The organism is Saccharothrix carnea (assembly GCF_003014735.1).
Classification (GTDB): Bacteria; Actinomycetota; Actinomycetes; order Mycobacteriales; family Pseudonocardiaceae; genus Actinosynnema; species Actinosynnema carneum.
On record NZ_PYAX01000008.1, the window covers coordinates 173,066 to 198,698 of the forward strand.

The 25,633-nt window shown below is 71.6% G+C and carries 20 protein-coding genes; 11 read left to right on the forward strand and 9 right to left on the reverse strand.

All coding sequences use genetic code 11. The annotated features are described in order from the left end of the window. Positions 1-31: 31 nt before the first annotated feature. Positions 32-1,480 (reverse strand): sensor histidine kinase, encoded by a 1,449-nt coding sequence (locus B0I31_RS24440; protein ID WP_106617708.1) that lies wholly within the window; start codon positions 1,478-1,480, stop codon positions 32-34. After that, positions 1,458-2,198, reverse strand: coding sequence for a response regulator transcription factor (locus tag B0I31_RS24445; RefSeq protein WP_106617709.1), 741 nt, complete (start codon positions 2,196-2,198; stop codon positions 1,458-1,460). The genes B0I31_RS24440 and B0I31_RS24445 overlap by 23 nt, the downstream gene beginning before the upstream one ends. Positions 2,199-2,369: 171 nt before the next feature. Between B0I31_RS24445 and B0I31_RS24450 the strand changes: the two genes are divergently transcribed. The 4 genes from B0I31_RS24450 to mug are packed head-to-tail and all read left to right on the forward strand — an operon-like array spanning position 2,370 to position 5,949. Next, positions 2,370-2,942 (forward strand): DUF5666 domain-containing protein, encoded by a 573-nt coding sequence (locus B0I31_RS24450; RefSeq protein WP_106617710.1) that lies wholly within the window; start codon positions 2,370-2,372, stop codon positions 2,940-2,942. A gap of 11 nt (positions 2,943-2,953) precedes the next feature. Beyond that, positions 2,954-3,616, forward strand: a complete 663-nt coding sequence (locus B0I31_RS24455; RefSeq protein ID WP_106617711.1) for a copper resistance CopC family protein — start codon at positions 2,954-2,956, stop codon at positions 3,614-3,616. 27 nt (positions 3,617-3,643) lie between these two features. After that, complete coding sequence (locus B0I31_RS24460) at positions 3,644-5,443, forward strand: bifunctional metallophosphatase/5'-nucleotidase (protein WP_106617712.1); 1,800 nt, start codon at positions 3,644-3,646, stop codon at positions 5,441-5,443. After that, positions 5,440-5,949 (forward strand): G/U mismatch-specific DNA glycosylase, encoded by a 510-nt coding sequence (mug, locus tag B0I31_RS24465; protein WP_245950341.1) that lies wholly within the window; start codon positions 5,440-5,442, stop codon positions 5,947-5,949. The genes B0I31_RS24460 and mug overlap by 4 nt, the downstream gene beginning before the upstream one ends. Here mug and B0I31_RS24470 read toward each other — a convergent pair. Beyond that, on the reverse strand, positions 5,926-6,612 hold the full coding sequence (locus B0I31_RS24470) for a DUF742 domain-containing protein (protein ID WP_146173922.1): 687 nt from the start codon (positions 6,610-6,612) through the stop codon (positions 5,926-5,928). The two genes, mug and B0I31_RS24470, sit on opposite strands and share 24 nt — an antisense overlap. Positions 6,613-6,731: 119 nt before the next feature. On the opposite strand from B0I31_RS24470, the gene B0I31_RS24475 reads away from it, so the two are divergent. Then, positions 6,732-6,953, forward strand: a complete 222-nt coding sequence (locus tag B0I31_RS24475) for an RNA-binding S4 domain-containing protein (protein ID WP_106617925.1) — start codon at positions 6,732-6,734, stop codon at positions 6,951-6,953. Positions 6,954-6,974: 21 nt separating this feature from the next. Here the strand turns inward: B0I31_RS24475 and B0I31_RS24480 are convergent, their stop codons facing one another. After that, a complete protein-coding gene (locus B0I31_RS24480) occupies positions 6,975-7,502 on the reverse strand; it encodes a glycine zipper family protein (RefSeq protein WP_106617714.1) in 528 nt (175 codons plus the stop codon). A 574-nt stretch (positions 7,503-8,076) separates the two neighbouring features. On the opposite strand from B0I31_RS24480, the gene B0I31_RS24485 reads away from it, so the two are divergent. Next, complete coding sequence (locus B0I31_RS24485; protein WP_106617715.1) at positions 8,077-9,570, forward strand: sugar transferase; 1,494 nt, start codon at positions 8,077-8,079, stop codon at positions 9,568-9,570. A gap of 260 nt (positions 9,571-9,830) precedes the next feature. Further along, the gene (locus tag B0I31_RS24490) at positions 9,831-14,672 is read left to right on the forward strand and encodes a DUF4082 domain-containing protein (protein ID WP_106617716.1); all 4,842 of its coding nucleotides are present in this window, start codon (positions 9,831-9,833) and stop codon (positions 14,670-14,672) included. Positions 14,673-15,124: 452 nt separating this feature from the next. Here the strand turns inward: B0I31_RS24490 and B0I31_RS24495 are convergent, their stop codons facing one another. After that, on the reverse strand, positions 15,125-16,456 hold the full coding sequence (locus B0I31_RS24495) for an O-antigen ligase family protein (protein ID WP_106617717.1): 1,332 nt from the start codon (positions 16,454-16,456) through the stop codon (positions 15,125-15,127). Between the two features lie 2 nt (positions 16,457-16,458). Further along, positions 16,459-17,418 (reverse strand): hypothetical protein, encoded by a 960-nt coding sequence (locus B0I31_RS24500; protein WP_106617718.1) that lies wholly within the window; start codon positions 17,416-17,418, stop codon positions 16,459-16,461. Positions 17,419-17,511: 93 nt separating this feature from the next. Between B0I31_RS24500 and B0I31_RS24505 the strand changes: the two genes are divergently transcribed. Then, entirely contained in the window at positions 17,512-18,471 is a 960-nt protein-coding gene (locus B0I31_RS24505) for a TolB family protein (RefSeq protein ID WP_106617719.1), read from the forward strand. Positions 18,472-18,642: 171 nt separating this feature from the next. Then, a complete protein-coding gene (locus B0I31_RS24510) occupies positions 18,643-19,740 on the forward strand; it encodes an acyltransferase family protein (protein ID WP_106617720.1) in 1,098 nt (365 codons plus the stop codon). On the opposite strand, the gene B0I31_RS24515 is transcribed toward B0I31_RS24510, so the two are convergent. Genes B0I31_RS24515 through B0I31_RS24525 form a run of 3 tightly spaced genes read right to left on the reverse strand, consistent with a single transcriptional unit; the run spans position 19,718 to position 23,453 of the window. Continuing rightward, positions 19,718-20,935, reverse strand: coding sequence for a rhamnosyltransferase WsaF family glycosyltransferase (locus B0I31_RS24515; RefSeq protein WP_181320320.1), 1,218 nt, complete (start codon positions 20,933-20,935; stop codon positions 19,718-19,720). The genes B0I31_RS24510 and B0I31_RS24515 overlap by 23 nt on opposite strands. Next, positions 20,932-22,407, reverse strand: a complete 1,476-nt coding sequence (locus B0I31_RS24520) for a lipopolysaccharide biosynthesis protein (RefSeq protein WP_245950343.1) — start codon at positions 22,405-22,407, stop codon at positions 20,932-20,934. Before B0I31_RS24520 ends, B0I31_RS24515 begins: the two co-directional genes overlap by 4 nt. Further along, positions 22,404-23,453 carry a glycosyltransferase gene (locus tag B0I31_RS24525; RefSeq protein ID WP_106617721.1) on the reverse strand — a complete coding sequence of 350 codons (1,050 nt, stop codon included), beginning with the start codon at positions 23,451-23,453 and terminating at the stop codon, positions 22,404-22,406. The genes B0I31_RS24520 and B0I31_RS24525 overlap by 4 nt, the downstream gene beginning before the upstream one ends. A gap of 93 nt (positions 23,454-23,546) precedes the next feature. Here B0I31_RS24525 and B0I31_RS24530 point away from each other — a divergent pair, with 93 nt between their 5' ends. Next, positions 23,547-24,392, forward strand: a complete 846-nt coding sequence (locus B0I31_RS24530; RefSeq protein ID WP_245950345.1) for a glycosyltransferase — start codon at positions 23,547-23,549, stop codon at positions 24,390-24,392. Further along, positions 24,389-25,624 (forward strand): hypothetical protein, encoded by a 1,236-nt coding sequence (locus B0I31_RS24535; protein ID WP_106617723.1) that lies wholly within the window; start codon positions 24,389-24,391, stop codon positions 25,622-25,624. The genes B0I31_RS24530 and B0I31_RS24535 overlap by 4 nt, the downstream gene beginning before the upstream one ends. The last annotated feature ends 9 nt before the right edge of the window (positions 25,625-25,633 follow it).

Below are 25,633 nucleotides of genomic sequence, written 5' to 3' on the forward strand. Positions count from 1 at the left end.
GTGAGCCGGCTGTGCGTGATCTAGCGCGGCACTAGCGCGGTAGGTGCACGGTGAACGTGGTCCGGCCCGGCCTGCTCGCCAATCGCACGGACCCGTGGTGCGAGGCCACGACGGCGGCCACGATCGACAGGCCCAGCCCCGTGCTCCCGGCGGCCCGGGACCGGGACACCTCGCCCCGGCTGAACCGCTCGAACACCTCGGCCTGCCGACCGGCCGGGATGCCGGGGCCGTCGTCGCTCACCGACACCCGCACCCCCCTCTCCACAGTGGACAGCGAGGTGGTGACGGTGGTGCCCGGCGGTGTGTGCGTGCGCGCGTTGGACAGCAGGTTGGCCAGCACCTGGTGCAGCTTGTCCGCGTCACCGGTCACCTGCACCGCGTCGGGCGGCAGCTCCAGCCGCCACTCGTGGTCCGGCCCGGCGATCCGGGCGTCGCTGACCGTGTCGACCACCAGCCGCGACACGTCGACCGGGTCACGGGCCAGCGGGCGCCCGGCGTCCAGCCGGGCCAGCAGCAGCAGGTCCTCGACCAGCGACGTCATCCGCACCGCCTCGGACTCCACCCGCCGCATGGCGTGCCCGATCTGCGCCGGCACCTCGTCGGACGTGCGGCGGGTCAGCTCGGCGTAACCGCGGATGGCGGCCAGGGGAGTGCGCAGCTCGTGGCTGGCGTCCGCGACGAACTGCCGGACCCTGGTCTCGCTGGCGTGCCTGGCCTCCAGCGCGCTGCCGACGTGCCCGAGCATCCGGTTCAGCGCGAGACCGACCTGGCCGACCTCGGTGTCGGGATCGGCGTACTCGTCGGGCACGCGTTCGGCCAGCGCCACCTCGCCCTCGTGCAGTGGCAGCTCGGCCACCCGGCTCGCGGTCGCGGCGACCCGTTCCAGCGGGAGCAGCGTGCGGCGCACGATCAGCGCGCCCGCCAGGCTCACCGCGATCAACCCGGCCAGCGCCACCCCACCGACGATCCACCCCATCCGCCACACCGTGCTGTCCACCTCGTCCAGCGGCAGGCCGGTCACCAGCTTGTCCCCGAACCGCGTGGTGGTCGCGATCATCCGGTGGTCGCCCAGCTCCTCGCCCAGCCAGACGGTGCGCGGCTTGCCGTCCGCGGGCACGTCCTCGGCCCGCGCCATCACGTCGGTCGACAGCGCGGTCGGGTCACCGGTGTCCGACCTGAGCCGCCCGGCGTTGGTGCCGCCGTCGTACCGCTTGATCAGCAGCAGCGTGCCGGGCCGGAACCCCGGGCCGTCCAGCGGGCCGGGCAGGCCGTCTGGCATCGGCGGCGGCGCCTCCCGCCTCGCCTTGGCCGCCGACTCGACGAGCTGGCCGTCCACCTGGCGGATCAGGGAGTCCCGCAGCGCGAACCCCGTCGCCACCCCGATGATCGCGCACACCACCGCCAGCATGACGACCTGCGCGACGACCAGCCGCGTGCGCAGCGGCAGGCGCCGGCGGTCAGGACGAGGGCTTGAGGACATAGCCCGCGCCCCGCATCGTGTGGATCATGGGCGTCCGGCCCGCGTCGATCTTCTTGCGCAGGTAGGAGATGTACAGCTCGACGATGTTGGCCTGCCCGCCGAAGTCGTAGCTCCACACCCGGTCGAGGATCTGCGCCTTCGACAGCACCCGCCGGGGGTTGCGCATCAGGAACCGCAGCAGCTCGAACTCGGTCGCGGTGAGGTCGACGGACGTGCCGCCGCGGCGCACCTCGCGCGTCTCCTCGTCCAGCACCAGGTCGCCGACCACCAGCTCGGTGCCCGCGCCCGCCTCGGTGACGCCGGTGCGGCGCAGCAGGGCGCGCAGCCGCAGCACGACCTCCTCCAGGCTGAACGGCTTGGTCACGTAGTCGTCGCCGCCCGCGGTGAGCCCGGCGATCCGGTCCTCCACCGCGTCCTTCGCGGTGAGGAACAGCACCGGCAGGCCGGGCAGGTCCGCGCGCAGCCGGCGCAGCACCTCCAGCCCGTCGAAGTCGGGCAGCATCACGTCCAGCACCACCACGTCGGGCCGGAACTCGCGCGCGGTGCGCACGGCGGACGTGCCGTCCAGCGCGGTGCGGACCTCCCAGCGCTCCATCCGCAACGCCATGGACATCAGCTCGGCCAACGTGGACTCGTCGTCCACCACGAGGACCCGCACCGGACTGCCGTCCGGGCGGCGGAGCTGCGGGGAGTTCCCCGGAGCGGACACCGGTCGCATGCTCCCATCCTGGCCGCGGCCCATGAGACGGACCTGTGCCGATCCTGTGTACCGGCTGTGAAGCCGCGCGACCTGCCGTGAGCGCGCGCACAGCCGTCGTGACCCGCACGCACAGCCGCCGCCCAAGGGCCGCACAGCCCGCTCACAGGCTCGCCCGCGACGGTGGTCGCCATGACTACCGAAACCGAGCAGCAACCGACGTGGGGTGACGAGCCGCCGCCACGTCCCGCCGCTGCGGGCACCGGCTGGAACGGCCGCAAGACCCTCGCCGCGGTCGCGATCGCCGTCGGCATCGCCGCCGTGGGCGGTGGCGTCATCTACGCCGCGAGCAACTCCGACGCGGCACAGGGCATGCGCGGGCCCGGCGGCTACGGCCGGGGCAACGGCGGGCTCGTGATCATGGGCGGGCCGTTCGGCGACACCCAGCACGGCGAGTTCCAGAACGGCGAGGTCACCGAGGTCGGCGACACGTCCATCACGGTGAAGAGCGCGGACGGGTTCAGCGAGACCTACAAGATCGACGACGACACGCAGGTCAACGGCGGTCAGGGCGACCTGGACGACATCGCGGAGGGCGACGTCGTGACCGTCGTCGCGTCCGAGGCCTCCGATGGCGAAGCCACCGCGGACAGCATCATGGAGGGCAACGTGCAACGCGGCGGGCCGGTGCGGAAGCAGGGCGACGGCCAACCACCGGCCGAACAGGACTCGACCGACCAGCGAGGTACCCCGCCGACCCGGTAGAACTACCCGGTATGACCAGACTGGCGCTCTCGGCACTGTTGGCAGCACTGGCCCTGCTCGGGGCGGCGCCCCAGGCGCTCGCCCACACCGACCTGGTGTCCAGCGACCCGGCGAACGGCGCCTCGGTGCCGCAGCGGCCCACCCGGCTCACGTTGACGTTCACCGAGCCGGTGCCCGCCGAGAGCGCCACGGTCACCGTCACCGGCGCGGACGGCAGCGCGTGGCCGATGGGTGAGATCACCGCGGACGGCGCGACGCTGACCGTGCCGGTGCCGGAGAACGCGGCACCCGCCGGGCCGTACACGGTGTCGTGGATGGTCGAGTCGCTGGACGGCGACTTCGTCGACGGCACGTTCGCCTTCACGCTGACCGCGCCACCGGCACCGCAGCCACCAGCCGCCACCACGCCCGCCGCGCCGCCCGCCGTGACGTCGGAGGACGCGGCACCCACCTCGTCCTCCTCCGCCGCGACCGGCTCGGTGGCCACGATCACCGCCGTGGCCACCGGCACCTCGACCCCCGCGGCCGGCTCCGGCTCGGACGGCGACGGCGGCGTGCCGCTGTGGGTGTGGATCCTGGTCGCGGCCGTGCTGTCGGTGATCGGCATCGCGGTCGGCGTCGGGCTGAACCGGCGGGCCCGAGGCGGGGCAGCCGGCGAAAACCCGGCCGAGTAGTCAACCGTCAATGGCTACGGTCGGCCCATGACCGGATCTCCTCTGCACCGCCGCGCCCTGCTCGCGGGCGGTGGCGCGGCCGTGCTCGCCGCCGCCGGGTTCCGCACGGCGGCGCACGCCGCACCGGACGACCGGGCCGGCGGCCGGCGGTTCACCCTCACCGTCCTCGGCACCACCGACCTGCACGGCAACGTGTTCAACTGGGACTACTTCGCCGACCGGGAGTTCGACGACGCCGCGCACAACGACGTCGGCCTGGCGAAGCTGTCCACCCTGGTCAAGGCCGTCCGGCGGGAACGCGGCGCGCACCGCACGCTGCTGATCGACGCGGGCGACACCATCCAGGGCACGCCGCTGGCCTACTACTACGCCAAGGTGGAGCCCATCGGCCGCCGCCGCGTGCACCCGATGGCCGCCGCGATGAACGAGCTGGGCTACGACGCCGCCGCGCTCGGCAACCACGAGTTCAACTACGGCATCCCCCTGCTGCGGGCGTTCGAGAAGCAGCTGGACTTCCCGCTGCTGGCCGCGAACGCGATCGACTCGGCCACCGGCGAGCCCGCGTTCCGCCCGTACGTGGTCAAGACCGTGTGGCGCACCGGCGCCGCGCCGCTGCGGGTCGGCATCCTCGGCCTGACCAACCCGGGCATCGCGATCTGGGACAAGGCGCACGTCGACGGGAAGATGACGTTCCCCGGAGTGCTGGAGCAGGCCCGCGAGTGGGTGCCGAAGGTGCGCGCGGCGGGCGCGGACCTCGTGGTGGTCGCCGCGCACTCCGGCGCCGACCTGTCGTCGTCGCTGGGCGACCTGCTGCCGTTCCCGGAGAACTGCTCCGCGCTGGTCGCCGAGGAGGTGCCGGGCATCGACGCGATCCTGGTCGGCCACGCGCACACCGAGATCGCGCAGCGGTTCGTCACCAACAAGGCCACCGGCAGGCAGGTGCTGCTGACCGAGCCGCTGTTCTGGGGCAAGCGGCTGAGCCTGATGGAGTTCGACCTGGTGTGGTCGCCGGGGCGGGGCTGGCGGGCCGAGGCGTCCCGGGCCCAGGTGCTCAACACCAACACCGTGCCGGAGGACCCGGTCGTGGTGCGGCGGCTGCGTGACGACCACGACAAGGTGGTCGCCTACGTCAACTCCAAGATCGGCACGTCGAAGTCGGCGATGTCCGCCGCGACCGCCCGGTACGAGGACACCGCCGCGCTCGACTTCGTGAACCTCGTGCAGGGCGAGGCGCTGAAGGCGTCGCTGACCGAGGCGCTGCCGGTGCTGTCGCTGGCGTCGCCGTTCAACAAGGCGGCGGCGATCCCGGCCGGTGACGTGTCGGTGCGCGACGTGGCCGGGCTCTACGTCTTCGACAACACGCTGGTGGGCGTGCGGCTCACCGGGGCGCAGCTCAAGGACTACCTGGAGCGGTCGGCGGGCTACTTCAAGGCGGTGACGTCCGCGGGACCGCACCAGCCGGACGCGCTGACCAACGCGGGCGGCACACCGGACTACCTCTACGACGTGGCCGCGGGCCTGGACGCGCCGCTGACCTACGACATCGACCTGGCCCGGCCGGTCGGTCAGCGGATCACCGGGCTGGCCTACGGCGGCGCGGCGGTGACGGCGGAGCAGGCGTTCGCGGTGGCGGTGAACAACTACCGGCAGTCCGGCGGCGGCAACTTCCCGCACATCGCCACCGCGCCCGTGCTGCACAACCGGCAGCTGGAGATCCGGCAGCTGATCATCGACTGGGTGCGCGAGCAGGGCGAGATCGACCCGGCCGCGTTCCACCGCGCCGACTGGCGGCTGGTCGTCGACGGCACGCCGGTGGTGGTCGGGTGAACGTGCCGGACATCGTCGGGCCGGGGTTGGACGTGCTGTTCTGCGGTATCAACCCCGGTCTGCTGTCGGCCGCCAAGGGGCAGCACTTCGCCCGGCCGGGCAACCGGTTCTGGCCCGCGCTGCACCGGTCCGGCTTCACGCCCCGGCTGATGAGTCCCGCCGAGCAGGACGAGCTGCTCCGGTACGGGCTGGGGATCACCAACCTGGTCGCCCGGCCGACCGCGCGGGCCGACGAGCTGACGGCGGAGGAGCTGCGGGCCGGAGGCGAGCGGCTGACGGCGTTGGCGCGGCGGTACCGGCCGAAGGTGGTGGCGGTCGTGGGCGTGACGGCGTACCGGGCGGCGTTCGGGCGCAAGGCGGCGGCGATCGGCCCGCAGGAGGAGACGATCGCGTCGGCGCGGCTGTGGGTGCTGCCCAACCCCAGCGGACTCAACGCGCACTACCAGCTGCCCGCCCTGGCCGAGGTCTTCGGCCGACTGCGGTCAGAGATTGCGCAGGCCCACTAGCACTCGTTCCAACAACGTGAAGTCGGGGCCGCCGGGTGCGGAGGCGTTGTCGTGCACGGCGACCACGCCCATCGAGATCAGGTCGCCGAGCAGCACCCGCGCCACGCCCAGCGGCACGGACAGCAGCGCCGAGACCTCGGCGACCGACCTCGGGTAGTTGGCGCACAGCTCCACGATCGACCGCTGCTCCGCGGTGCTCTCGCGCAGGGCGATCGCGATGCCGTCCTCCTCCAGCGAGACCAGCGTCTCCAGCCTCAGGTCGTAGCTGGAGGACGTGCGGCCACCCGTCCACGCGTAGGGGCGGACCAGGGGACCGGAGAACTCCTCCACCGCCGGCGGCGGCTCGGGCTCGCGGATGGCCGGCATGGGCGGTGGGTCGAAGTAGAGGTCGCGGTCGAACGGGGCGGTCTCCTCCAGCGGCTCCTCCTCCAGGCTGCGCCGCAGCGCCGCCGAGCCGAACCGGGCGCCCGTCGCGCCGATCTCGCCCCGCAACGACCTCCGCCGGCGGAGCGGCTTGGGCTGTTCCGTAGGCTGTTCTTCCAGACTGCGCCGCAGCGAGGGGGAGCCGAACCGGGCGCCGGTCGTGCCGACGTCCCCGCGCAGGGACCGGCGGCGTCTGCGCTCGCCGCCGGTCGGCTCCGGGTCAGAGCTGCCTGTGCTCACATTCCGGGAACCGTAGACCGAACCGCGTTCGGCGGATGTCCGGCGTGTTTCGAGTGCGTGCAATCCTCGTTAACCACCGCACAAGCGCGGCTCCGGGCGGCCTGGAGGATGATGTGACGATGCGCATCCGCGAGGTCGAGATCTCCGACGACATGATCAGGTTGGGTCAGTTCCTCAAGCTGGCGGGCTTGGCGGACAACGGCGCGCACGCCCGTGACCTGGTCGAATCCGAGGAGGTCACGGTCAACGGCCGGCTGGAGACCCGCCGGGGCGCCCAGCTGCACGACGGCGACGTGATCGCGGTGGGCGAGGAGAAGGCGCGGCTGGTTACCGGACGTTAGCGTCGCTCACGTGCCGAGGCCTCACCGCGGTGGGGAGCCCTGGCGGCGGTAGGCCCACTCCTCGTGCCAGCAGTGGGGGTAGACGCCGCGCCGGAAGTAGGCGCCCACGCCGTCGATCGGTGCCGCCGCGCGGTCGTGGTAGAGCAGCCAGTACGGCAGCACGGTGGCCACGACCCAGTTCAGCACCACCAGCGGCAGGTAGCCGGGGCCGAACAGGCGGGCCTGGAACACGTGCACGGCCTCGTGGTCGTCCACGCCCATCGCGATCCCGGCCTGCACGGGGCCGACCGTGGTGGCGAAGCCCTTGATCACGCCGTCGCGCAGGCCGAGCGTGCCCCGGTGCCGGCTGAACGCCGCGTCGACCTCGTTGCCGCGCGCCAGCGCGTAGGCCAGGAACACCGCGCCCGCCAGGGTGTTCGGCAGGCTCCACGTGGCGTCCACCACAGCCAGCGCGACGCCGCGGCGGCCACGCGGGTACAGCCGGGTCCGCCACGCCCACACCCCGTGGAACGCGCCCAGCAGCCCGCCGATCACCGACAGGACGACCACCGGACCATTGTGACCGGAAAAGTGGCGACGGTCACTCCGGATCGGCCAAGGGGTGGGAAATGTCAGCCGCTCCTCACCCGAAGTGTCCGCGCCGTTGCGCCGAATAGCTGCTACCGCACTGTGAATGGGTGACCGCGACCCGCCACGGTGCGGTCTCGCCGATAGGGCCTCGGGTCCTTTCCCGGGTGCATTCCGGCTCAGCTTCGACCGACGTCGAAAACCCGCTGTAACGGAAGCCGTCCCAGATTCGATGGACGTGTCCGCGTGCCTGCGCGACCGGCCACCCGCCACTGTGGACCATGCGTCCCGGTAGCTGGGCAAGCCTTTTCCGGGAACGTTGTCGGTAACCCGAAGTCACCTGGCGAACCGGATCGGTGTGCACCGACCGGCGGACCGGGGGAATGGAGCCCGGTCGAAGTTCACGGTCCGTGTAACGCGCGCCCCCGAGTTGACGAATGACGGTTTGGCGAGGCGAGAAATCGCCGGCCGAACATTTGCCGTACACCACGCGGGTCCGTCGGGGATGCCCTGCGAACGTGCACGTCCGAACCGGCCCAACCCGGGGAGTACCACGATGAGCGAGCAGGTCCAGCCCACGCGACACAGACCGGTCGCGGGGCTCGGCACCACCCACCGCACCATTCACCGCACCACGAGCCCCACAGTCGGCAGCTGGGAACCCGCCTACCGCTACGGCGTGATCGCCGCCGACGTCTTCTGCACGGTCCTGGTCGTCGTCCTCGCGGGCGTAGTGCTGTCCGCCCGCCACGCCTCCTTCGGTCCGCTGCCCCTGTTGGGGCTGGAAGCGGTCACCGTCGCGGTGGTCGTGGGATCGCTGTTCCTCAACCGGGTGTGGAACCCCATGGTGCTGGGCCAGGGCGCGGAGGAGTTCCGCCGCCTGGGCCGCGGCCTGTTCGGCTCGGTCGTCGCGCTGGGCCTGGCCGCGCTCGCGGCCGGGTTGCCCGGTGCCCGGCTGTGGGTGTTCGTGGTCGGACCGGCCATCGCGCTGGTCGCCTTCCCGGTCCGCTACCTGCTGCGCCGCCCGCTGCACCGCGCCCGCGGCGAGGGCCGCTGCCTGCTGCCGGTGCTCGCGGCGGGCAACCTCGACACCGTCGCCGACCTGATCGGCCGCACCCGCCGCGCGCCCCACCTGGGCTGGCGCGTGGACGCCGTGTGCACGGTCGACGGCCGCGCCGAGATCGGCCTGGAACTGGACGGCGTGCCGGTCGTGGGCCGGTTCGGCGACCTCGGCGAGCAGGTCCGCCGCGGCGGCTACCGGATCGTCGCGGTCACCGCCGACGCCTACTGGACGCCGCGCCGGCTGCAACAGCTCGCCTGGGACCTGGAGGGCACCGGCACCGAGATGGTCGTCGCGCCCGCCCTCATGGACTTCGCCGGACCGCGGCTGCACGTCACCGGCGTGCTCGGGATGCCGCTGCTGCGGGTGAGCGAGCCGTCGTTCACCGGCTTCCGCCGCCTGGTCAAGACGGCCGTGGACAAGGTCGGCGCGGCGCTGCTGGTCGCGTTGCTCAGCCCGGTGCTGCTGGCCGTCGCGGTGGCGATCATGGTCGACACCCGGGGACCGGTGCTCTACCGGCAGCGCCGCGTCGGCAAGGACGGCGTGCCGTTCACCATCCTGAAGTTCCGCACCATGGTCACCAACGCGGACGCGCTGCGCGCCAAGCTGCAAGCGGTGAACGAAGGCGCGGGCGTGCTGTTCAAGATGCGCCGCGACCCCCGCGTCACCGCCGTGGGCCGGTTCCTGCGGCGCTACTCGCTGGACGAGCTGCCGCAGCTGTTCAACGTGCTCACCGGTCCCATGTCGCTGGTCGGCCCACGGCCGCCGCTGCCGGAGGAGAGCGCGAAGTACGGCCCGGCCATGCGCCGCCGGCTGCTGGTGAAGCCGGGACTGACCGGGTTGTGGCAGGTCTCCGGGCGCAGCGACCTGTCGTGGGAGGAGTCCGTGCGGCTCGACCTGCGGTACGTGGAGGAGTGGTCGCTCGCCCTGGACGCGCTGATCCTGTGGAAGACCTTCCGCGCCGTCTTCGGCGGCCAGGGGGCCTACTGATGACCGGCTCACCGATCACCGGCCGACAGGTGACCCGTCTCCGGACCGCCATCGGCTTGGCGTGCCAGTCCACACCGGACAGGATCACGCGCTAGCGCAGTACGGGCACAGCCTGCGTTCGGCGGTACGGATCCTTCCGTTGTGGTGTAACGCGAAGCTCGTTCCCAGCGACGATCGGAGCAACAAGGCTCCGCTGGTCGATGCAGTGCTCGCGCGATCACCACCCGTCACGACAGCTTGTGCTCGAAAGGTGAAATCCCATGACCGCCGACCAGACGCGGGCCAGACCTGCGCTCGCGACAACGCTGCTGCGCCTCGTGATCGTCGCCGCCCTGGTGGCGTCCACGATCGCGGTCGTCGGTCTGCTGCGCGCCCCGGAGGCGGTCGCCGCGCCGTGTGACGCGCCCGTGGTCAACAAGGTGGCGTGCGAGAACACCAAGCCGGGCACGCCCGACTGGCAGGTGTCCTACCGCGACGACGGCATCCTCGGCTTCACCACGGACATCAGCTCCACCCCGGGCGGCCGGGTCGACTTCAAGATGCTCACCAGCGCGTCGTCGTACTACATCGACATCTACCGGCTCGGCTGGTACGGCGGCGTCGGCGCCCGGTTCCAGGAGCGGATCACCCGCGCCACGCCGCAGAACCAGCCGCCGTGCCTGCGCGGCACGGACGGCAGCGCGTTGATCGACTGCGGCAACTGGGCCACGTCGCTGAGCTGGAACGTGCCGACCACCGCGGTCTCGGGCCTGTACTACGCGCGCACGCACCGCAACGACAACGGCGCCGAGAACGAGATCGTGTTCGTCGTCCGCGACGACACCAGCACCTCGAAGATCCTGTTCCAGACCTCCGACTCGACCTGGGTGGCCTACAACCGCTACGGCGGCAACAGCCTGTACTTCGGCGACGGACCCGGCCAGGGCGGGCAGGCCTACAAAGTCAGCTACAACCGCCCGTACACCGGCGGCGACGGCGACGACAACTTCATCTTCAACGCCGAGTACCCGATGCTGCGCTTCCTGGAGGCCAACGGGTACGACGTGAGCTACACCACGGACGCCGACTCGGCCCGGCGCGGTCACCTGATCCGCAACCACCAGGTGTTCATGGCGGTGGGCCACGACGAGTACTGGTCCGAGGAGCAGCGCGCCAACGTGGAAGCCGCCCGGGACGCGGGCGTGCACCTGGCGTTCCTGACCGGTAACGAGATCTTCTGGAAGCACCGGTGGGAGAAGAGCATCGACTCCTCCCGAACCGACTGGCGCACCATCGCCTGTTACAAGGAGACCAAGGGCACCCAGAACGACGGCCTGGCCGACTGGACCGGCACCTGGCGCGACCCGCGCTACCCCGACCAGGACGGCGGCAAGCCGGAGAACGCGCTGCTGGGCAACATCTTCACGGTCAACGGCCGCCGCGAGGACTCCCTGCAGGTACCGGCCGCCCACGGCAAGATGCGGCTGTGGCGGCACACGTCGTTGCAGAGCCTGGCCGCCGGCTCCACCTACACGTTCCAGCCGGGCACGCTCGGCTACGAGTGGAACTCGGTGGAGGACAACGGCTTCCAGCCGCCGGGCGTGGCCCAGCTGTCCCGCACCACCGTGACCATGCCGGACGGCCCGTACGTGCTGCAGAACCACGGCGACCTCTACACCCCGGACACCAAGACCCACGCGATCACCTACTACAAGCACCCGAGCGGGTCGCTGGTGTTCGGCGCGGGCACGGTCCAGTGGGCGTGGGGCGTGGACGACGAGCACGCGTTCCTCACCAACACGCCGACCTCCGACGTGCGGATGAAGCAGGCCACGGTCAACTTCCTGGCCGACATGGGCGTGCAGGCGTCGACGTTGCAGGCCGGTCTGGTGCAGGCGACCAAGAGCACCGACACCCTGGCACCGGCGGTGGCGTTCAGCAACGTGCCGCCGATCTCGACCGTGGGCGCGGCTTACACGTTCGGCGGCACGGTGACCGACGTGGGCGGCCAGGTCGGCGGCGTCGAGGTGTCCACGGACGGCGGCACCCGCTGGCACCCGGCGGTGTGGCAGGCCGGGCAGACCGGGTGGAGCTACACCTACACCCCGAGCACGTCCGGCCCGGCGAGCCTGCGCGTGCGCGCGGTGGACGACTCGGCGAACCTGTCCACCCCCGTGGTGGCCACGCCCGGCGTGAGCCCGCGCACCTGCCCGTGCGGCCTGTGGACCAGCGCCGACAGCCCCGACGTGCCCGACAGCGGTGACGCCTCGCCGCTGGAGCTGGGCGTGAAGTGGCGCGCGAGCGGCGACGGCTACGTGCGCGGCGTGAAGTTCTACAAAGGACCGGGCAACACCGGCACGCACACCGGCACGTTGTGGGACCGCAACGGCACCCCGCTGGCCACCGGCACGTTCACCGGTGAGACCGCGGGCGGCTGGCAGACGTTGACCTTCGCCCAGCCCGTGGCGGTGGCCGCGGGCACCACGTACGTCGTGTCGTACTTCGCGCCCAACGGGCACTACTCGTACGACCTGGAGTACTTCTTCCAGCAGCCGCGCCACCTCGAACCGCTCACCGGTCTGAAGAACGGCGAGGACGGCCCGAACGGCCTGTTCCGGTTCGGCGGCCCCGGCTTCCCGACCCAGTCCCACTGGGGCAGCAACTACTGGGTGGACGTGGTGTGGGCGCCGGACCCCGGCCCCGACCAGCGCGCACCGCTGCTCGTGTCCACCACGCCGGTCGACGGCGAGGGCACGGTCGCGCTCGACCCCGTCGCCTCCGCCACCTACGACGAGGCGATCGCGCCCGGCTCCGCCCAGTTCACGCTGACCGGGCCGAACGGCGCGGTGTCCGGCTCGACGTCGCTGTCGAACGAGAACAAGACCGTGAGGTTCACGCCGAGCCAGGCGTTGACCCCGAACACGGGCTACGCGGTGGCGCTGCGCGGGTCGGACGCGGCGGGCAACCAGACGCCGCAGTCGACGTGGTCGTTCACCACCGGCGCGACCCGGCCCGCGACGTGCCCGTGCACGGTCTGGGACGACTTCGCCCGGCCCGCCGTGTACGCGGCGGACGACACCACGCCGATCGAGGTCGGCACCAAGGTCCGCTTCAACGGCAAGGGCGAGGTGCTCGGCGTCCGGTTCTTCAAGGGCACCGGCAACACCGGCACGCACACCGGCTCGCTGTGGTCGTCCACCGGCCTGCTGCTGGCCACCGGCACGTTCACCAACGAGACCGCGAGCGGCTGGCAGAAGCTGACCTTCGCCTCACCGGTGGTCGTGCAGGCGAACACCACCTACATCGTGTCCTACCACGCGCCCAAGGGGCGTTACTCGGTCAGCAGCGGCTACTTCGCGGGCCAGGGTGCGAGCTACGCCGGGCTGCGCGCGCTCGCCGACGGCATCGACGGGCCCAACGGCGTGTACCGGTACGGCAGCGGTGGCTTCGCCCCGACCTCGTCGTACAACGCGACGAACTACTGGGTCGACGTCGTCTTCCGCAACGGCCTCAACGGCGACACCACCCCGCCGACGCTGACCAACCGCGCCCCGGCGGTCGACGCCACCGACGTCGTCGCCACCACGCCGGTGTCCGCGACGTTCAGCGAGCCGGTCGACCCGGCCAGCGCGCAGTTCTGGCTGACCGACCCGCGCGGCGCGCAGCTGACCGGCTCGGTGTCGCTGTCCGGTGACCAGCGGACCGTCACCTGGACGCCCTCGGGCAAGCTGGCGCCGAACACCCGCTACACCGCGAGCGCGCTGATCGCCGACGTCAACGGCAACCCGATGCCGGACCCGGTGACGTGGTCGTTCACCACCGCCGCGGAGGTCATCTGCCCGTGCTCGCTGTTCAGCGCGGCGACCGTGCCGACGATCACCTCGGCGGACGACACCGGCTCGTACGAGCTGGGCGTGCGGTTCACCCCGACGTCCGGCGGCCGGATCACCGGCGTGAAGTTCTACAAGGGCGCGGGCAACACCGGCACGCACACCGGCTCGCTGTGGTCGTCGAGCGGACAGCGGCTGGCCACCGGCACGTTCAGCGGCGAGACCGCGGGCGGCTGGCAGACGTTGACGTTCACCACGCCGGTCTTCGTGTCGGCGGGCCAGACCTACACCGCCTCGTACACCACGACCACCGGCCACTACTCCGTGGACGCCGGGTACTTCAACGGCTACGCGGTGACCAGCGGGCCGTTGAGCGCGCCGTCCGGCCTGGACGGCGGCAACGGCGTCTACCGGGCCGGTGCGGGCCACCCGACGAACTCCTACGCGGGCGGCAACTACTGGGTCGACGTCGTCTTCCTGCCCAACGACGACAACGTGCCGCCGGTCGTCAACGGGCGCACACCGCTCGACGGCGCCAGTGAGGTGTCCCGCACGTCGCCGCTGACCGCGAGCTTCGACGAGCCGGTCGACCTCAGCACCGCCCAGTTCACGCTCGCCGACTCCGGCGGCGCGAAGGTCGCGGGCACGCTGTCGCTGTCGGCGAACCAGCAGCAGGTGACCTGGACACCGGCCGCCCCGCTGGGCGGCGGCATGACCTACACCGCGAGCCTGCGCGTCGCCGACGTCTACGGCAACCTGATGACCGCTCCCACCACCTGGTCGTTCACCACGACCACCGAGGGCGAATGCCCGTGCTCGCTGTTCAGCGCGGCGACCGTGCCGACGGTGGCATCGGCCGACGACACCGGCTCGTACGAGCTGGGCGTCCGGTTCGTGCCTTCGGTGGCCGGGTCCGTCGCCGGGGTGAGGTTCTACAAGGGCGCGGGCAACACCGGCACGCACACCGGCACCCTGTGGGACGCCGCGGGCAACCCGCTGGCCACCGGCACGTTCACCGACGAGACGGCCACCGGCTGGCAGACGCTCACCTTCACCACCCCCGTGACCGTCCTCGCGGGCACGACCTACGTAGCCTCCTACACCGCGCCGAACGGCCGGTACTCCGTGGACACCGGGTACTTCATGGGCAACGCCGTGACCAGCCCGCCACTGAGCGCCCCGGCCACCGCCGAGGGCGCCCGCAACGGCGTCTACCGGTCCGGTCCCGGCTTCCCCGAGTCGTCCTACGCGGGCAGCAACTACTGGGTCGACGTCCTCTTCACCACCGACTGACCACGCGTCTCGAAAGCTCAAGAGCTCGAAAAGATCAAAAGCGTCCTCGCCGGACGGGCAGATCAGCAGGATGACCCCAACTACCCCTGGATGTCCCGACCCGGCGTGGTCCCGGGCTTCGTGTCATCCCACCGACCCCCGCGCCGTGCCACTGGCACGTCCTTCTTCCCTGGAAGGAGGGCTTCGTGTCATCCCGCCGACCTGGCGCAGCCTTACCGCACGTGTCAAGGGCGGCGCGTCCACCTCTGCCCGCGGCGTCAACTGTGGGCTCGCGCCGCCCTTGACACGTGCGGTAACCCGGAGGGAGGTCGGTGGGATGACACGGAGTCCGGACCACCAACCCAACAGGACATGACGGAGGCAGTTGAGGTCATCCTGCTGATCTGCCCGTCCGGCGAGGACGCTTTTGATCTTTCAAAGCTCTTCAAAGCCTTCCAAAGCTTCAAGGCCTCTCAAGCCCTTGGCACCGCCGCCGTCGCACGTCGGCGCTCCTCGCTGGCCACCCGCAGCAACGCACCGGTCACGCCGATCATGGTGAACACCAGACCAGTAGCCACGCCGAAGCCCAGCAGGTCGAACGTCACCGACGCGATCCCGCCCGCCACCACACCCGCCACCAGCGCGCTGGCCAGGCTCCGCAACTGCTCGTCCTGGCTGATCATCCGCACCCGGATCGCCGCGAACGCCGCTGCCAGGAACATCCCGATCAACGCGAACAGCCCCAGGTAGCCGTTCTCGATCAACGTCAGCAGGAACTGGTTGTCCAGGATCGTGTACTTCGTCGGCAGGTACGTGCCGAACCCGCGCCCCAGCAACGGGTTCAGGTCGATCTGCTCCCACGCCGCCTCGTAGTCGGCCGTGCGCGCCTTCACGCTCGGGTCGTCCTCGATGTTGGAGAACATCCCCCGCAACGTCCCGAACAGCCCCGGCACCACCAGGCTCGCCCCGAGGAACGACCCCCCGCCCACCACCGCCGTGGCGATCTTCCGCCGCCGCGGCAACGTGATGATCATGATCACCGCGCCCACCGCCATACCCAGCAGCGCCGTCCGCGACAACGACGTCAGCGCGCCCAACCCCACCAGCGCCAGGCACACCACCCACCGCTTGTACGGCGTCCCGTCGTCCCGGGCCTTGAACACGTAGTGCACACCCAGCGGCACGGCCATCGCGCACACCAGCCCGTATTCGATCGGGTGGTTCGTGGTGCCGGTCGGCCGCCGGAAGATCGACCGCGACTCCATCGCCGAGTACCCGTTGTCCTGCACCCGCAGCCCGGGCAGCGACACGTACGACGCCAGGTCGACCCCCAGCCCGAACTGCACCAGCCCCACGAACGCGATCACCGCCGCGCAGCTCAGCAGCAGCCTGAGCACCCGGTCCAGCCGCTCCTTGGTGCGCACGGCGTCGCACACGAACACCGCCACCGCGATCATCGACGTGATCCGGATGATGCTGCTGTCGGCCACGGTCAGCTCGTCGGTGGGCAGCCACCGCCGGGTCGCCACGCCGTAGGTCGCCAGCTGCGACGCCAGGTACAGCGCCACGGCGGTGCGCACGACGTTGCGCCCCTTGCCCATGCCGACGTTGTCGACCATCTGCCCGGACACCCACAGCACGCCCAGCAGCAACGCCACCACCAGCGCGGGCGGCAGCGTCATCGGCACGAACGACAGCACCAGCCGCGCCGGGATGATCAGCAGCGCCAACAGGAACAGGCTCACCAGCGTGGCGCCGTCCGCCCGCCGCCGCACGGGCTGGTCCCGCAGGAACCGCTCGGTCACGGTCAGGGTCTGTCGTCGTTGGTCGGCCACGCCGGGCCGGGCCTGCCGTCCGCGTCACGCGGGCCGGGTGCGGCGATCTTCACCGTCTGCTCGCTGGCCGTGGGCTGCGGTCGGCGGACCGGCGGGCCGGGCGGACGGCGCGGTACCCCGTTGGGCGGCGTGTGCGTCGGCGTCGGCGGCGCGGCTCGCGGGGGCGTGGCCTGCGGGGGAGCGGCCTGCGGGGAAGCGCTCTGCGGTGCACCGGCGCCCGGTTTCGGTGCGGGAGCGGCCTGTGGCGCGCTCTCCCGCTCCGCGGTCCCGTCCGTGCCCTCCCGCGCCTCACGACGGCGCCGCAGGTGGTTCAGCACGCTGTCACCGCCGAACGTGGCCGCCGTCGTCAACAGCATCAGCAGCACGAACGCCGCGCCCGCGTACCGGACCTTGCCGCCGATCTGCGCCTCCGCCGTGGTCGGGTTCACGATCACCTGCGAGGTGATGAACGTCGACGCCGGCGCCTTCAGCTCGGTCTGCTGCTTGTCCAGCTCCTTGGTGGCGAACTCCATCACCGTGGTGACCAGCCGCTCGGCCGACTCGGGCGTGCTGCCGTCCGCGGTCACGAACAGGAACGGGCCGCTCATGCCGCCACCGGCCGCGGTGAAGTTCTCCGTCGAGTCCTTGTCCAGGCCCAGCGACTCCTTGCGGGTCTTCGGGTCGGCCAGGATCTGCGCCAGGATCTGCGCGGTGGTGGTGAGGCTGCCGTCGAACGCGAGCAGCGGGTTGACCTGGACCGCGTCCTCGGGCGAGAGCTTCTCCGAGAACGTGCCGCCCGCCGCCGGTGACGTGAGCACCATGACACCCGAGGACTGGTAGCGCGTCGGGATGGACAGGAACACTCCGGCGGCCACGGCGACAGCCGTGATCGCCGCCGGCAGGGCGATGTACCACCGCCTGCGCAGCGTTCGCACGGCGCCCCAGAAGTCCATCCGCTCCCCGATCCACGTTTACCCCGCGTGTGTGCCCGCGGGGTGTTGCTACTCTGAAATCGGCTGACTCGCGCCTAGTCGTTACAGGTGGTGATGGACTTGGGCCACCGGCGCGTGGTGTTCGCCGTCGCGGCCATCGTACTGGTCGTGGGTGCCTCGGCGGCGTATGTGACGTCCGTCGTGCGCGACACCTCACCCGTGGCGGTGACCTCGGTCGGCGGTGACCTGATGTTCGTGGCGCTGGCGGACGGGCGTGCCCGGGTCGAGCAGGTCCGCCTGGCCGATCCCGGCGCCCGCGGCGCCACGCCGATGACGTGCCAGCGGGTGTACCGGGCCGGCGGCACGACGGTGTGCCTGAAGCTGGCCGGTCCGGGTCCGACGTACGCGGCCGAGGTGTCGCGGGACGGCGCGGTCGCCCACCGCGTGCCGCTGCCGGGCGTGCCGAGCCGGGCGAAGGTGTCGGCGTCGGGGCAGGTGGTCACGTGGACGTCGTTCGTGACCGGTGACTCCTACGCCGTGCCCGGCGGGTTCTCCACCCGGACCGGGTACCTCGACCTGCGGACCGGCGAGGCGGTGGAGTCGCTGGAGGGGTTCGCCGCCGTGGTCGAGGGGCGGCCCCACACCGCGCAGGACGTGAACTACTGGGGCTTGACCGTGGGCGCCGACGACCGCACGTTCTACGCGACCCTGGCCTCGGGCGGGTACACGTGGCTGGTGAAGGGCGACCTGGTGGAGCGTCGCCTGGAGTCGCTGCGCCGTGACGCCGAGTGCCCGTCCCTGTCGCCGGACGGCACGAAGGTGGCGTACAAGAAGCGCATCGGCCGGCTGGGGCCGTGGGAGCTGGCCGTGCTGGACCTGGAGACCGGCGAGGAGCGCAGGCTGCCGGGCACGGCCGGGGTGGACGACCAGGCCACCTGGCTGGACGACGGGCGGCTCGCGTTCGCCGCCGTGCCGAAGGACGCCAAGCTCGCGTCGATCCACGTCGTGCCCGCCGACGGCTCCGCGCCGGCGGCGCTGCTGATCACGGACGCCGCCTCGCCGTCCCCGATCTGACCTTTCGGCTAACGCCCTTCGCAGCACCACGATTTCCCGGTGGTCAAAGGAAATCTTGCTGCTTCGGAGGCAAAAGTTGTTATTCCTGACGGAGAACGAATACCTGACCGCAAGAATAGTATTGCGGCGCAACGGTTGTAGCCCTCGTTCCGCCGGTCGGGCCACGCGACGATGACGAACGCGCCGGCTCCGGCACCGGTCCCGTCATCCGCGCAGGCGATCCCGCCGCTGCCACCGGTCCTGTTGCCGTCACTGACCGGGTTGCGCTTCCTCGCCGCGTTCCTCGTCTTCGGGTTCCACCTGCACGCGGGCGGCCTGTTCACCGGTACGGGCGCGGAAGGCGTCCTGGAGGTGGTGTTCGGGCAGGGCGCGACCGGGGTCGGGTTCTTCTTCCTGCTGTCCGGTTTCGTGCTCACGTGGTCCGCGCGCGAAGGGGTGCCGGCGCGCGTCAGCCTGCGGCGGAGGGCGGCGAAGGTCCTGCCCAACCACCTGGTGGTCTGGGTCGCGGTGTTCGCCGGGCTGGCCTGGCTGGGCGGCGTGTCCGTGCTCGCCGGCGTGGCGGGCCTGTTCCTGCTCCAGGCGTGGATCCCGGTCCAGTCGATCTACTTCGGCGTCAACACACCGGCGTGGTCGCTGTCCTGCGAGGCGGCGTTCTACGCGGCGTTCTCGCCCCTGCTGGCCCTGGTGGACCGCGTGCCACGACGACGGCTCCGGGTGCTCGCCGTCGTCCTCATGGGCTCGGTGGTCCTGGTCCCGGTGCTCGCCCTGCCGCTGCCCGCCGGGCTGGAGTACTGGTTCGTCTACGTCTTCCCGGTGACGCGGGCGCTGGAGTTCGTGCTGGGCATCGTGCTGGCCCGGCTCGTGCGTGCCGGGCTCTGGCCCCGGCTCCGGCTGTGGCAGGCGGGCGCGCTGGCCGCCGCCGGGTACGTCGCCTCCGGTCACCTGCCCGGCACGTTCGGCTACGTCGCCGGCACCGTCGTCCCGCTCGCGCTGCTCATCCCGGCCGCCGCCATGGCGGACATCACCGGCGCGCGGTCGCCGTGGCGCAACCGCGTGGCGGTGTTCCTCGGCGAGCTGTCGTTCGCCTTCTACCTGGTCCACCAAGCGGTGATGCGGGTCGCGGAAGGTCGGCACGGCGTCGGCCTGCCCACCGCGATCGGGATCTCGGTCGCACTCCTGGTCGGTTCGCTGGTGCCGGCGTGGCTGCTGCACCGGCTCGTCGAACGGCCGGCGCAGCGGCTGCTGCTCAGGCCGAGAGCTCCCGCCTGAGCACCTTCTCCAGCTCGTGCCCGGCCGCGTCCCACGACCGGCCGGACACGCCGGCGGACGCGGCCTGCGCCACCGCGCCGAAATCGGGCAAGGTGACCACCTCGGACAGCGCGCGGGCCAGGTCGTGCGGTGTCGCGGGCGCGTAGCGGACGTGGTCGTTGTCCAGCACGACCCGGTTGTGCTCGGCGTCGTTGACGACCGGCAGGCAGCCCGCGGCCAGCATCTCGTGCGGCACCAGCGAGACGTTCGTCATGGACAGCGTGAGGCCCGCGTAGCACCGGTTGTAGATCTCGTTGAGCCGGTCGGGTGTCACCAGGCCGTGGTCGACGTGCCGCGGCCCCAGCGACCCGATCTTCTCGCCGTACGTGTGGATGGCGATCTCCGGGTGCCGTTCGGCGAAGATCTCCAGCGCCAGCAACCCGATCTCGATCGCCCGCCGGGGTGCCAGCCGCCGCGCGTAGAACACCACGCCGTCGCGCGGCACGCCCTCGCGCAGGTGGTAGCGGTCGGCATCGCAGCCGAAGTCGAACGAGTCCGCCGCCATCCGCGTCTCGGCCCGCAGCTTCTCGGCCAGGAACCGGCCGGCGGTGAAGCCGTGGAACCCCATCCGGTAGGTGTTCTCCGCCAACGCCGACAACCCGCCCACCGGGAAGAACCACGGCTCGTAGTCCTGCACGAGGTAGAACCGCCTGCCCGCGCACGGGTCGTTGAACACCGGGTAGGCGGTCATCCACGCGGTGGCGAACACGGCGTGCGCGTCGGCCATCCCGTCCGCCACGTCGTGCACCGGACCGCGGAACCGGGGGAACGCCGCCCTGATCACCGGCTCGTGGTCCGCCGCACGGCTGCCGTACACGTCGTACAAGTACAGCCGGCACGTGTGCCCCAACGACTCCAGGTGCTCGATCAGCCGGAACATCGTGGTGTGCCCGCCCGATCCGGGGGACGGCGGCGTGCTGACCCAGTTCACGGTCATCCGCCCGTCCGCCGGCAGGGGCGGCACGACCACCGGCCGCGGCGCGCCGATGTCCGCCGCGCGCACGTCCTCCAAGCGCACCGGGAACACCTCGGCCTCGGCACCGAACCGCCGTGCCGCACGGCCGAGCGCACGCGCGCCCACCTGACGCACACCCTGGTCGCGCACGATGCGCGTGACCTGATGCGCCCGACGCCGCAACTGCTGGACGACCCTCACGCGCCACTCCTCCGCAACAGACCCAGCACCTCGTGGCGCAGGGGGAACACCACGGCCGCGTACGCCAGCGACGCCGCCGCGCCACCGACCAGCAGCCGCCACAGGGCGCCGTCGACCAGCCACTGCGCGCCCGTCGCCACCAAGACCATGACCACACCGCCGACCACCGGCCGCGCGACCGCCGCACCGAGCGCGCGTGCCCGCAGCCCGTAAGGCCGGAACGCGATCAGATAAGCGGGCACGATCACCACCAGCACCACCACGCTCTGCGCCAGCGCCACGCCCCGGATGCCGTCCAGGTGCGCGCCCAGCGCGAGCAGCGGCACGAGCGCCACCAGCCACACCAGGTGGATGACCAGGATCGCGCGCGACCGCCCGGCGCTGGCCAGGTAGTCGTACCCGAGCTCCAACGCCACCCGCAGCGCGCCCAGCAGCACCAGCAGCGCCAGCGCCTGCGCGGCCGGTGCCCACCGGTCGCCGTAGACCGTGCGCACGAGCGGATCCGCCAACGCCGCCAGCAGCACGCACGCCGGCACCGTCACCAGCGCGAGCAGCCGCAACGCACGGGCGAACGTCCGCGTGAACAACTCCGGATCATCCCTGACCTGCGAGAACGCCGCCAGTGAGACACTGCGGACCGGTTGCGAGAACGCGCCGACCGGCCAGTTCGCCAGGTTGAACGCGAGCAGGTAGAAGCCGAGCGGCACGGTCCCGAGCACGCTGCCCACGAGGATGTAGTCGACGTTGAGCACCCCGAACACCAGCAGGCTCGCGCCCGCCAGCGGCAGCCCGAACGCCAGCAGCCCGCGCGCCTCGCCCGCGTCGAACCCCGGCCGGTAGCGCCGCGGCGTGTAGGCGAACATCACCACGGCCGCGACCAGGTTCGTGGCGATCCGCGACCACGCCAGGCTCCACGCGCCGAAGCCCATCAGCGCCAGCACCACCACCACAGCCGTGCCGACGACGAACGCCGACGTGTCCGCGACGAACTTGTGGTCCTGCCGGAACTCCCGTTGCAGCAACGCACCCGGCACCGCCGACGCGCCCGCGATCACCAGCGACAGCGACATCAGCTGGATCACGCCCGTCGCCTGCGGTGTGTCCATCGCCTGGGCGAACCACGGCGCGCCGAGCACGCACAGCAGCGCCAGCAGGGCACCGGACGCGATCGACAGCGTCGTCACCGTGGGCGCGAGATCCTCGACCGGCCGCTCGGTGCGCACCAGGGCGACGCTCACGCCCATCTCGCTGACGCTCATCACGATGTTGAGCACCACCAGCGCGACCGCGAACACGCCGAACTGCTCGGGCGCGATCAGGCGGGCCAGCAGGACACCGACACCCACCTGGCTGAACCGCTGCACCAGGCTGTTGACCGCGCTCCACCGGATCGCCGAACCGACCTTGCGCCGCAGCTCCGGCCGCTCGGTCCCGGTCGGCTCCACCCCGGTGGGCTCTACCCCGGCGGTCACTGGCCGCGCCACTTCCAGACCTGCCTGCCCACCAGACCCGCGCCGCGCTTGGCCAGGTGGCTGCCCACGAACAGCTGCGTGCGGCTGCACACCTTCGGCCCGAACGCCCGCCGTCGCCGCAACGCCCGGTACTCGGGCAGTCGCCCGGCGTCCGGGAACACCCGCCGCGCGAACGCCTCCAGCTCGTCCACCGGGATCTCGGCCAGCTTGTCCCGGTCGTACGCGCGCACCGCCCGCCACAACGCGTCCTTGGCGATCGACCGGTCGGCCAGCGACCGCAGCCGCGGCGGCAGGTCGGGGTGCTCGGCGAAGAACCGCTCGAACACCGCCTGCCGCTGCTCCAGGTCGGCGAACAGCGACGAGAACCGCGTGCGCATCATGCTCTGCTGGTGCACGCGGTAGTACGCGGCGGGCTTGCCGCGCACGTACCCGATGTCCGACACGGCGGCGATGCGCAGCCACATCTCCAGGTCGCCCGCGTGCGGCAGGTCCGGCCGGTAGCCGCCGACCCGCTGCTGCACCGACGTGCGCACCACGGCCTCCGGCGACGACAGCACGTTCTGCCCCGTGCGGCAGCGCGCCTCGATCCAGTCCACACCGGACCAGACCGTGCGACCGGCCGGCGGCGTCACCACGGACGGCAAGTTGTCGTGATCGGTGTAATAAACAACACGTCCGTACACCATGCCGACGTTCGGGTGAGCCTCGAACACCTCGGCGGCACGGGCGAGAGCACCCGGCGCCAGCAGGTCGTCGGCGGACAGCAGGACGGTGTAGTCGGCCTTGGCCCACTCCAGCAGGCCCTCGTTGTACGTCGCGATGTGCCCCTGGTTGACCTCGTGCCTGCGGCCCTCGACCCGGGGGTCCCGCGTCAGCTCGGCCACCACCTCGGGCGTCTCGTCGCTCGACGTGTCGTCGATGATCAGCACCCGCACGTCGACACCGGGTTGGTCGAGCACGCTGTTCACACAGGCCCGCAGGAACCGCGCGTAGTTGTAACAGGGGATGACGACGTCGACGGTCGGACGTGTCGGGGGATCGGTCACGCCTTACTCATCGTGTTCGACCGCGGATCGTTAACGGCGGCGGCCCGATCCCGATGTACGGGTCATACGGGAAGGGGTTCCATGGACCACGTCGTGCTGACGCGTTTCAACCTGCCGTCCGTGGGCGCGGAAAGCGTCGTGCGGGCGCGGGAGGGGTGGTTGACCGAACGCGTCGGGCTGTTCGAGCGGTACTGCCTGCCCTCGGTGGCGGCGCAGACCTCGTCGGACTTCCGGTGGCTCATCTACTTCGACCCGGAGAGCCCCCAGTGGCTCAAGGACCGCATCGAGGCGCACGGCGACGCCTACACGCCGGTGTTCCGCACCCAGGTCAGCCGCGACGAGCTGGTCGAGGACATCTCGAAGCTCTTCCCGGTCAAGGGCGACGCGCTGATCACCACCAACCTGGACAACGACGACGGCCTCGCCGCCGATTTCGTGGCCCGGCTCCAGGCCGAGCGCCCCACCGGTCGCCGCACCGCCCTCTACCTGGCGAACGGCCTGGTCAAGAGCCCGACCGGGCTGTTCGCCCACCACGACCGCGACAACGCGTTCGCGTCGATGCGGGAGAGCTGGGACGCGCCGGTGACGTGCTGGGCCGGGCACAACCGGCTGCACCGGCACGCCGAGGTGGTGTCGCTCGGCGGCCCGCCCGGCTGGCTGCAGGTCGTGCACGGCGGGAACGTGAGCAATCGCACGCGCGGCAGGCTGGTCTCGCCCGCGGCGTACCGGCCGCTGTTCGGCGCCGCGCTGGACGACGTGCCGGAGCCGGCCGGCGGCGTGCTGGCCCGTGACCGGTTCGTCGGCCACCCGCTGCGCACGGCCCGTGACGGCGCCAGGTACCTGGCCAAGACCACGGCCCAGCGCCTGCTCGGACCGGGCGGCTTCGAGAAGGCGAAGCGGGTGCTGGCCGCCCGCGGGCGGGTCCGGACGTCGAAGTGACCAGGACGGCGGCGCTCGCCGCCCTCGTCCTCGCGCTGACCGCGTGCACGGCCGAGGCGAAGCGAACGGACCCCGCACCCACCCCTCCCGGCCCGTCCGTCGACTACTACAAGAAGTGGGCCAACGGGCCGAACCCCACCGGCGACCCGACCGTGTTCCCGATCACCGTGTGGATGCAGGACCCCTCGGGCATCGAGCACGGCGAGAAGCTCGGCCGGGCCTTCCCGAAGATCGGCATCGACACCGGCATCGGGCTGTGGGAGGACGAGTGGTGGTACCTCCGCCAGGAAGGCCTGCACGAGACCGACTGGCGCGTGTACGTCGACGGCACGCGCGTCGACGCGGTCCTGGCCGACACCGCGCACGCCCGCAACTACGTCGGCTACCTGATCGCCGACGAGCCGGACATGACCAAGGTCTACGGCGACGTCTTCCACCCGGACATGCAGCCGTCCGCGATCCTCAAGGCCGCCGACACCGTGCGCGCCAAGGACCCCACACGGCCGACCTACCTCAACTTCAGCCCGTGGATGGGCACCCCCACCGGCGAGGTCGGCTACGGCTACATCGAGAAGTCCTACGAAGAGGACATGCGGACCTACTGCTCGGCCGCGGACATCGCCTCGGCCGACTACTACGGCTGGACCCACCCCGACCGCAACCACACGGTCGGCGCGTACAGCTACGGGCAGGTCATCGACACCATGCGCAAGTGGTGCGGGCCGGACAAGCCGCTGTACGGGTTCGTGGAGACCGGCCACCCGCACGACCGAGGTGAGACGATCACGCCCGACCAGCTGGAAGCAGCGGTCTGGAACACCATCCTGCACGGCGCCACCGGCATCAACTACTTCGCGCACAGCTTCCACACCGACGGCACCGGCGAGTACTCCAGCATCCTGACCCGCCCCGACATCAAGGCCCGCGTCACCGCCGTCAACGCGCGCCTGAAGTCCCTCGCCCCGGTCCTCAACTCGCCCAACCTCCCCGGCGCGACCGCCACGAGCGACAACGGCATCCCGGTGTCGGTCCTGCACAAGCAAGGCTGGCTGCTGGCCCAAACGGACGGCACCAAGGACCACCCCCGCAGCCTCTCCGCCCGCGTCACGCTCACCGTCCCCGTCTCCTCGGGCACGGCCACCGTCGTCGACGAGAACAGGACCGTGCCGATCGTGGACGGCCGGATCGTGGACGACTTCGGCCCGTACCAAGTGCACGTGTACCGATTTTAACCTGCTAAC

Excerpts from the sequence above, each read along its gene's own strand:
- B0I31_RS24440 (WP_106617708.1), bottom strand. The coding sequence starts at position 1,480 with ATGTCCTCAAGCCCTCGTCCTGACCGCCGGCGCCTGCCGCTGCGCACG.
- B0I31_RS24445 (WP_106617709.1), bottom strand. The coding sequence starts at position 2,198 with ATGCGACCGGTGTCCGCTCCGGGGAACTCCCCGCAGCTCCGCCGCCCG.
- B0I31_RS24450 (WP_106617710.1), top strand. The coding sequence starts at position 2,370 with ATGACTACCGAAACCGAGCAGCAACCGACGTGGGGTGACGAGCCGCCG.
- B0I31_RS24455 (WP_106617711.1), top strand. The coding sequence starts at position 2,954 with ATGACCAGACTGGCGCTCTCGGCACTGTTGGCAGCACTGGCCCTGCTC.
- B0I31_RS24460 (WP_106617712.1), top strand. The coding sequence starts at position 3,644 with ATGACCGGATCTCCTCTGCACCGCCGCGCCCTGCTCGCGGGCGGTGGC.
- B0I31_RS24475 (WP_106617925.1), top strand. The coding sequence starts at position 6,732 with ATGCGCATCCGCGAGGTCGAGATCTCCGACGACATGATCAGGTTGGGT.
- B0I31_RS24485 (WP_106617715.1), top strand. The coding sequence starts at position 8,077 with ATGAGCGAGCAGGTCCAGCCCACGCGACACAGACCGGTCGCGGGGCTC.
- B0I31_RS24490 (WP_106617716.1), top strand. The coding sequence starts at position 9,831 with ATGACCGCCGACCAGACGCGGGCCAGACCTGCGCTCGCGACAACGCTG.
- B0I31_RS24500 (WP_106617718.1), bottom strand. The coding sequence starts at position 17,418 with ATGGACTTCTGGGGCGCCGTGCGAACGCTGCGCAGGCGGTGGTACATC.
- B0I31_RS24505 (WP_106617719.1), top strand. The coding sequence starts at position 17,512 with ATGGACTTGGGCCACCGGCGCGTGGTGTTCGCCGTCGCGGCCATCGTA.
- B0I31_RS24510 (WP_106617720.1), top strand. The coding sequence starts at position 18,643 with ATGACGAACGCGCCGGCTCCGGCACCGGTCCCGTCATCCGCGCAGGCG.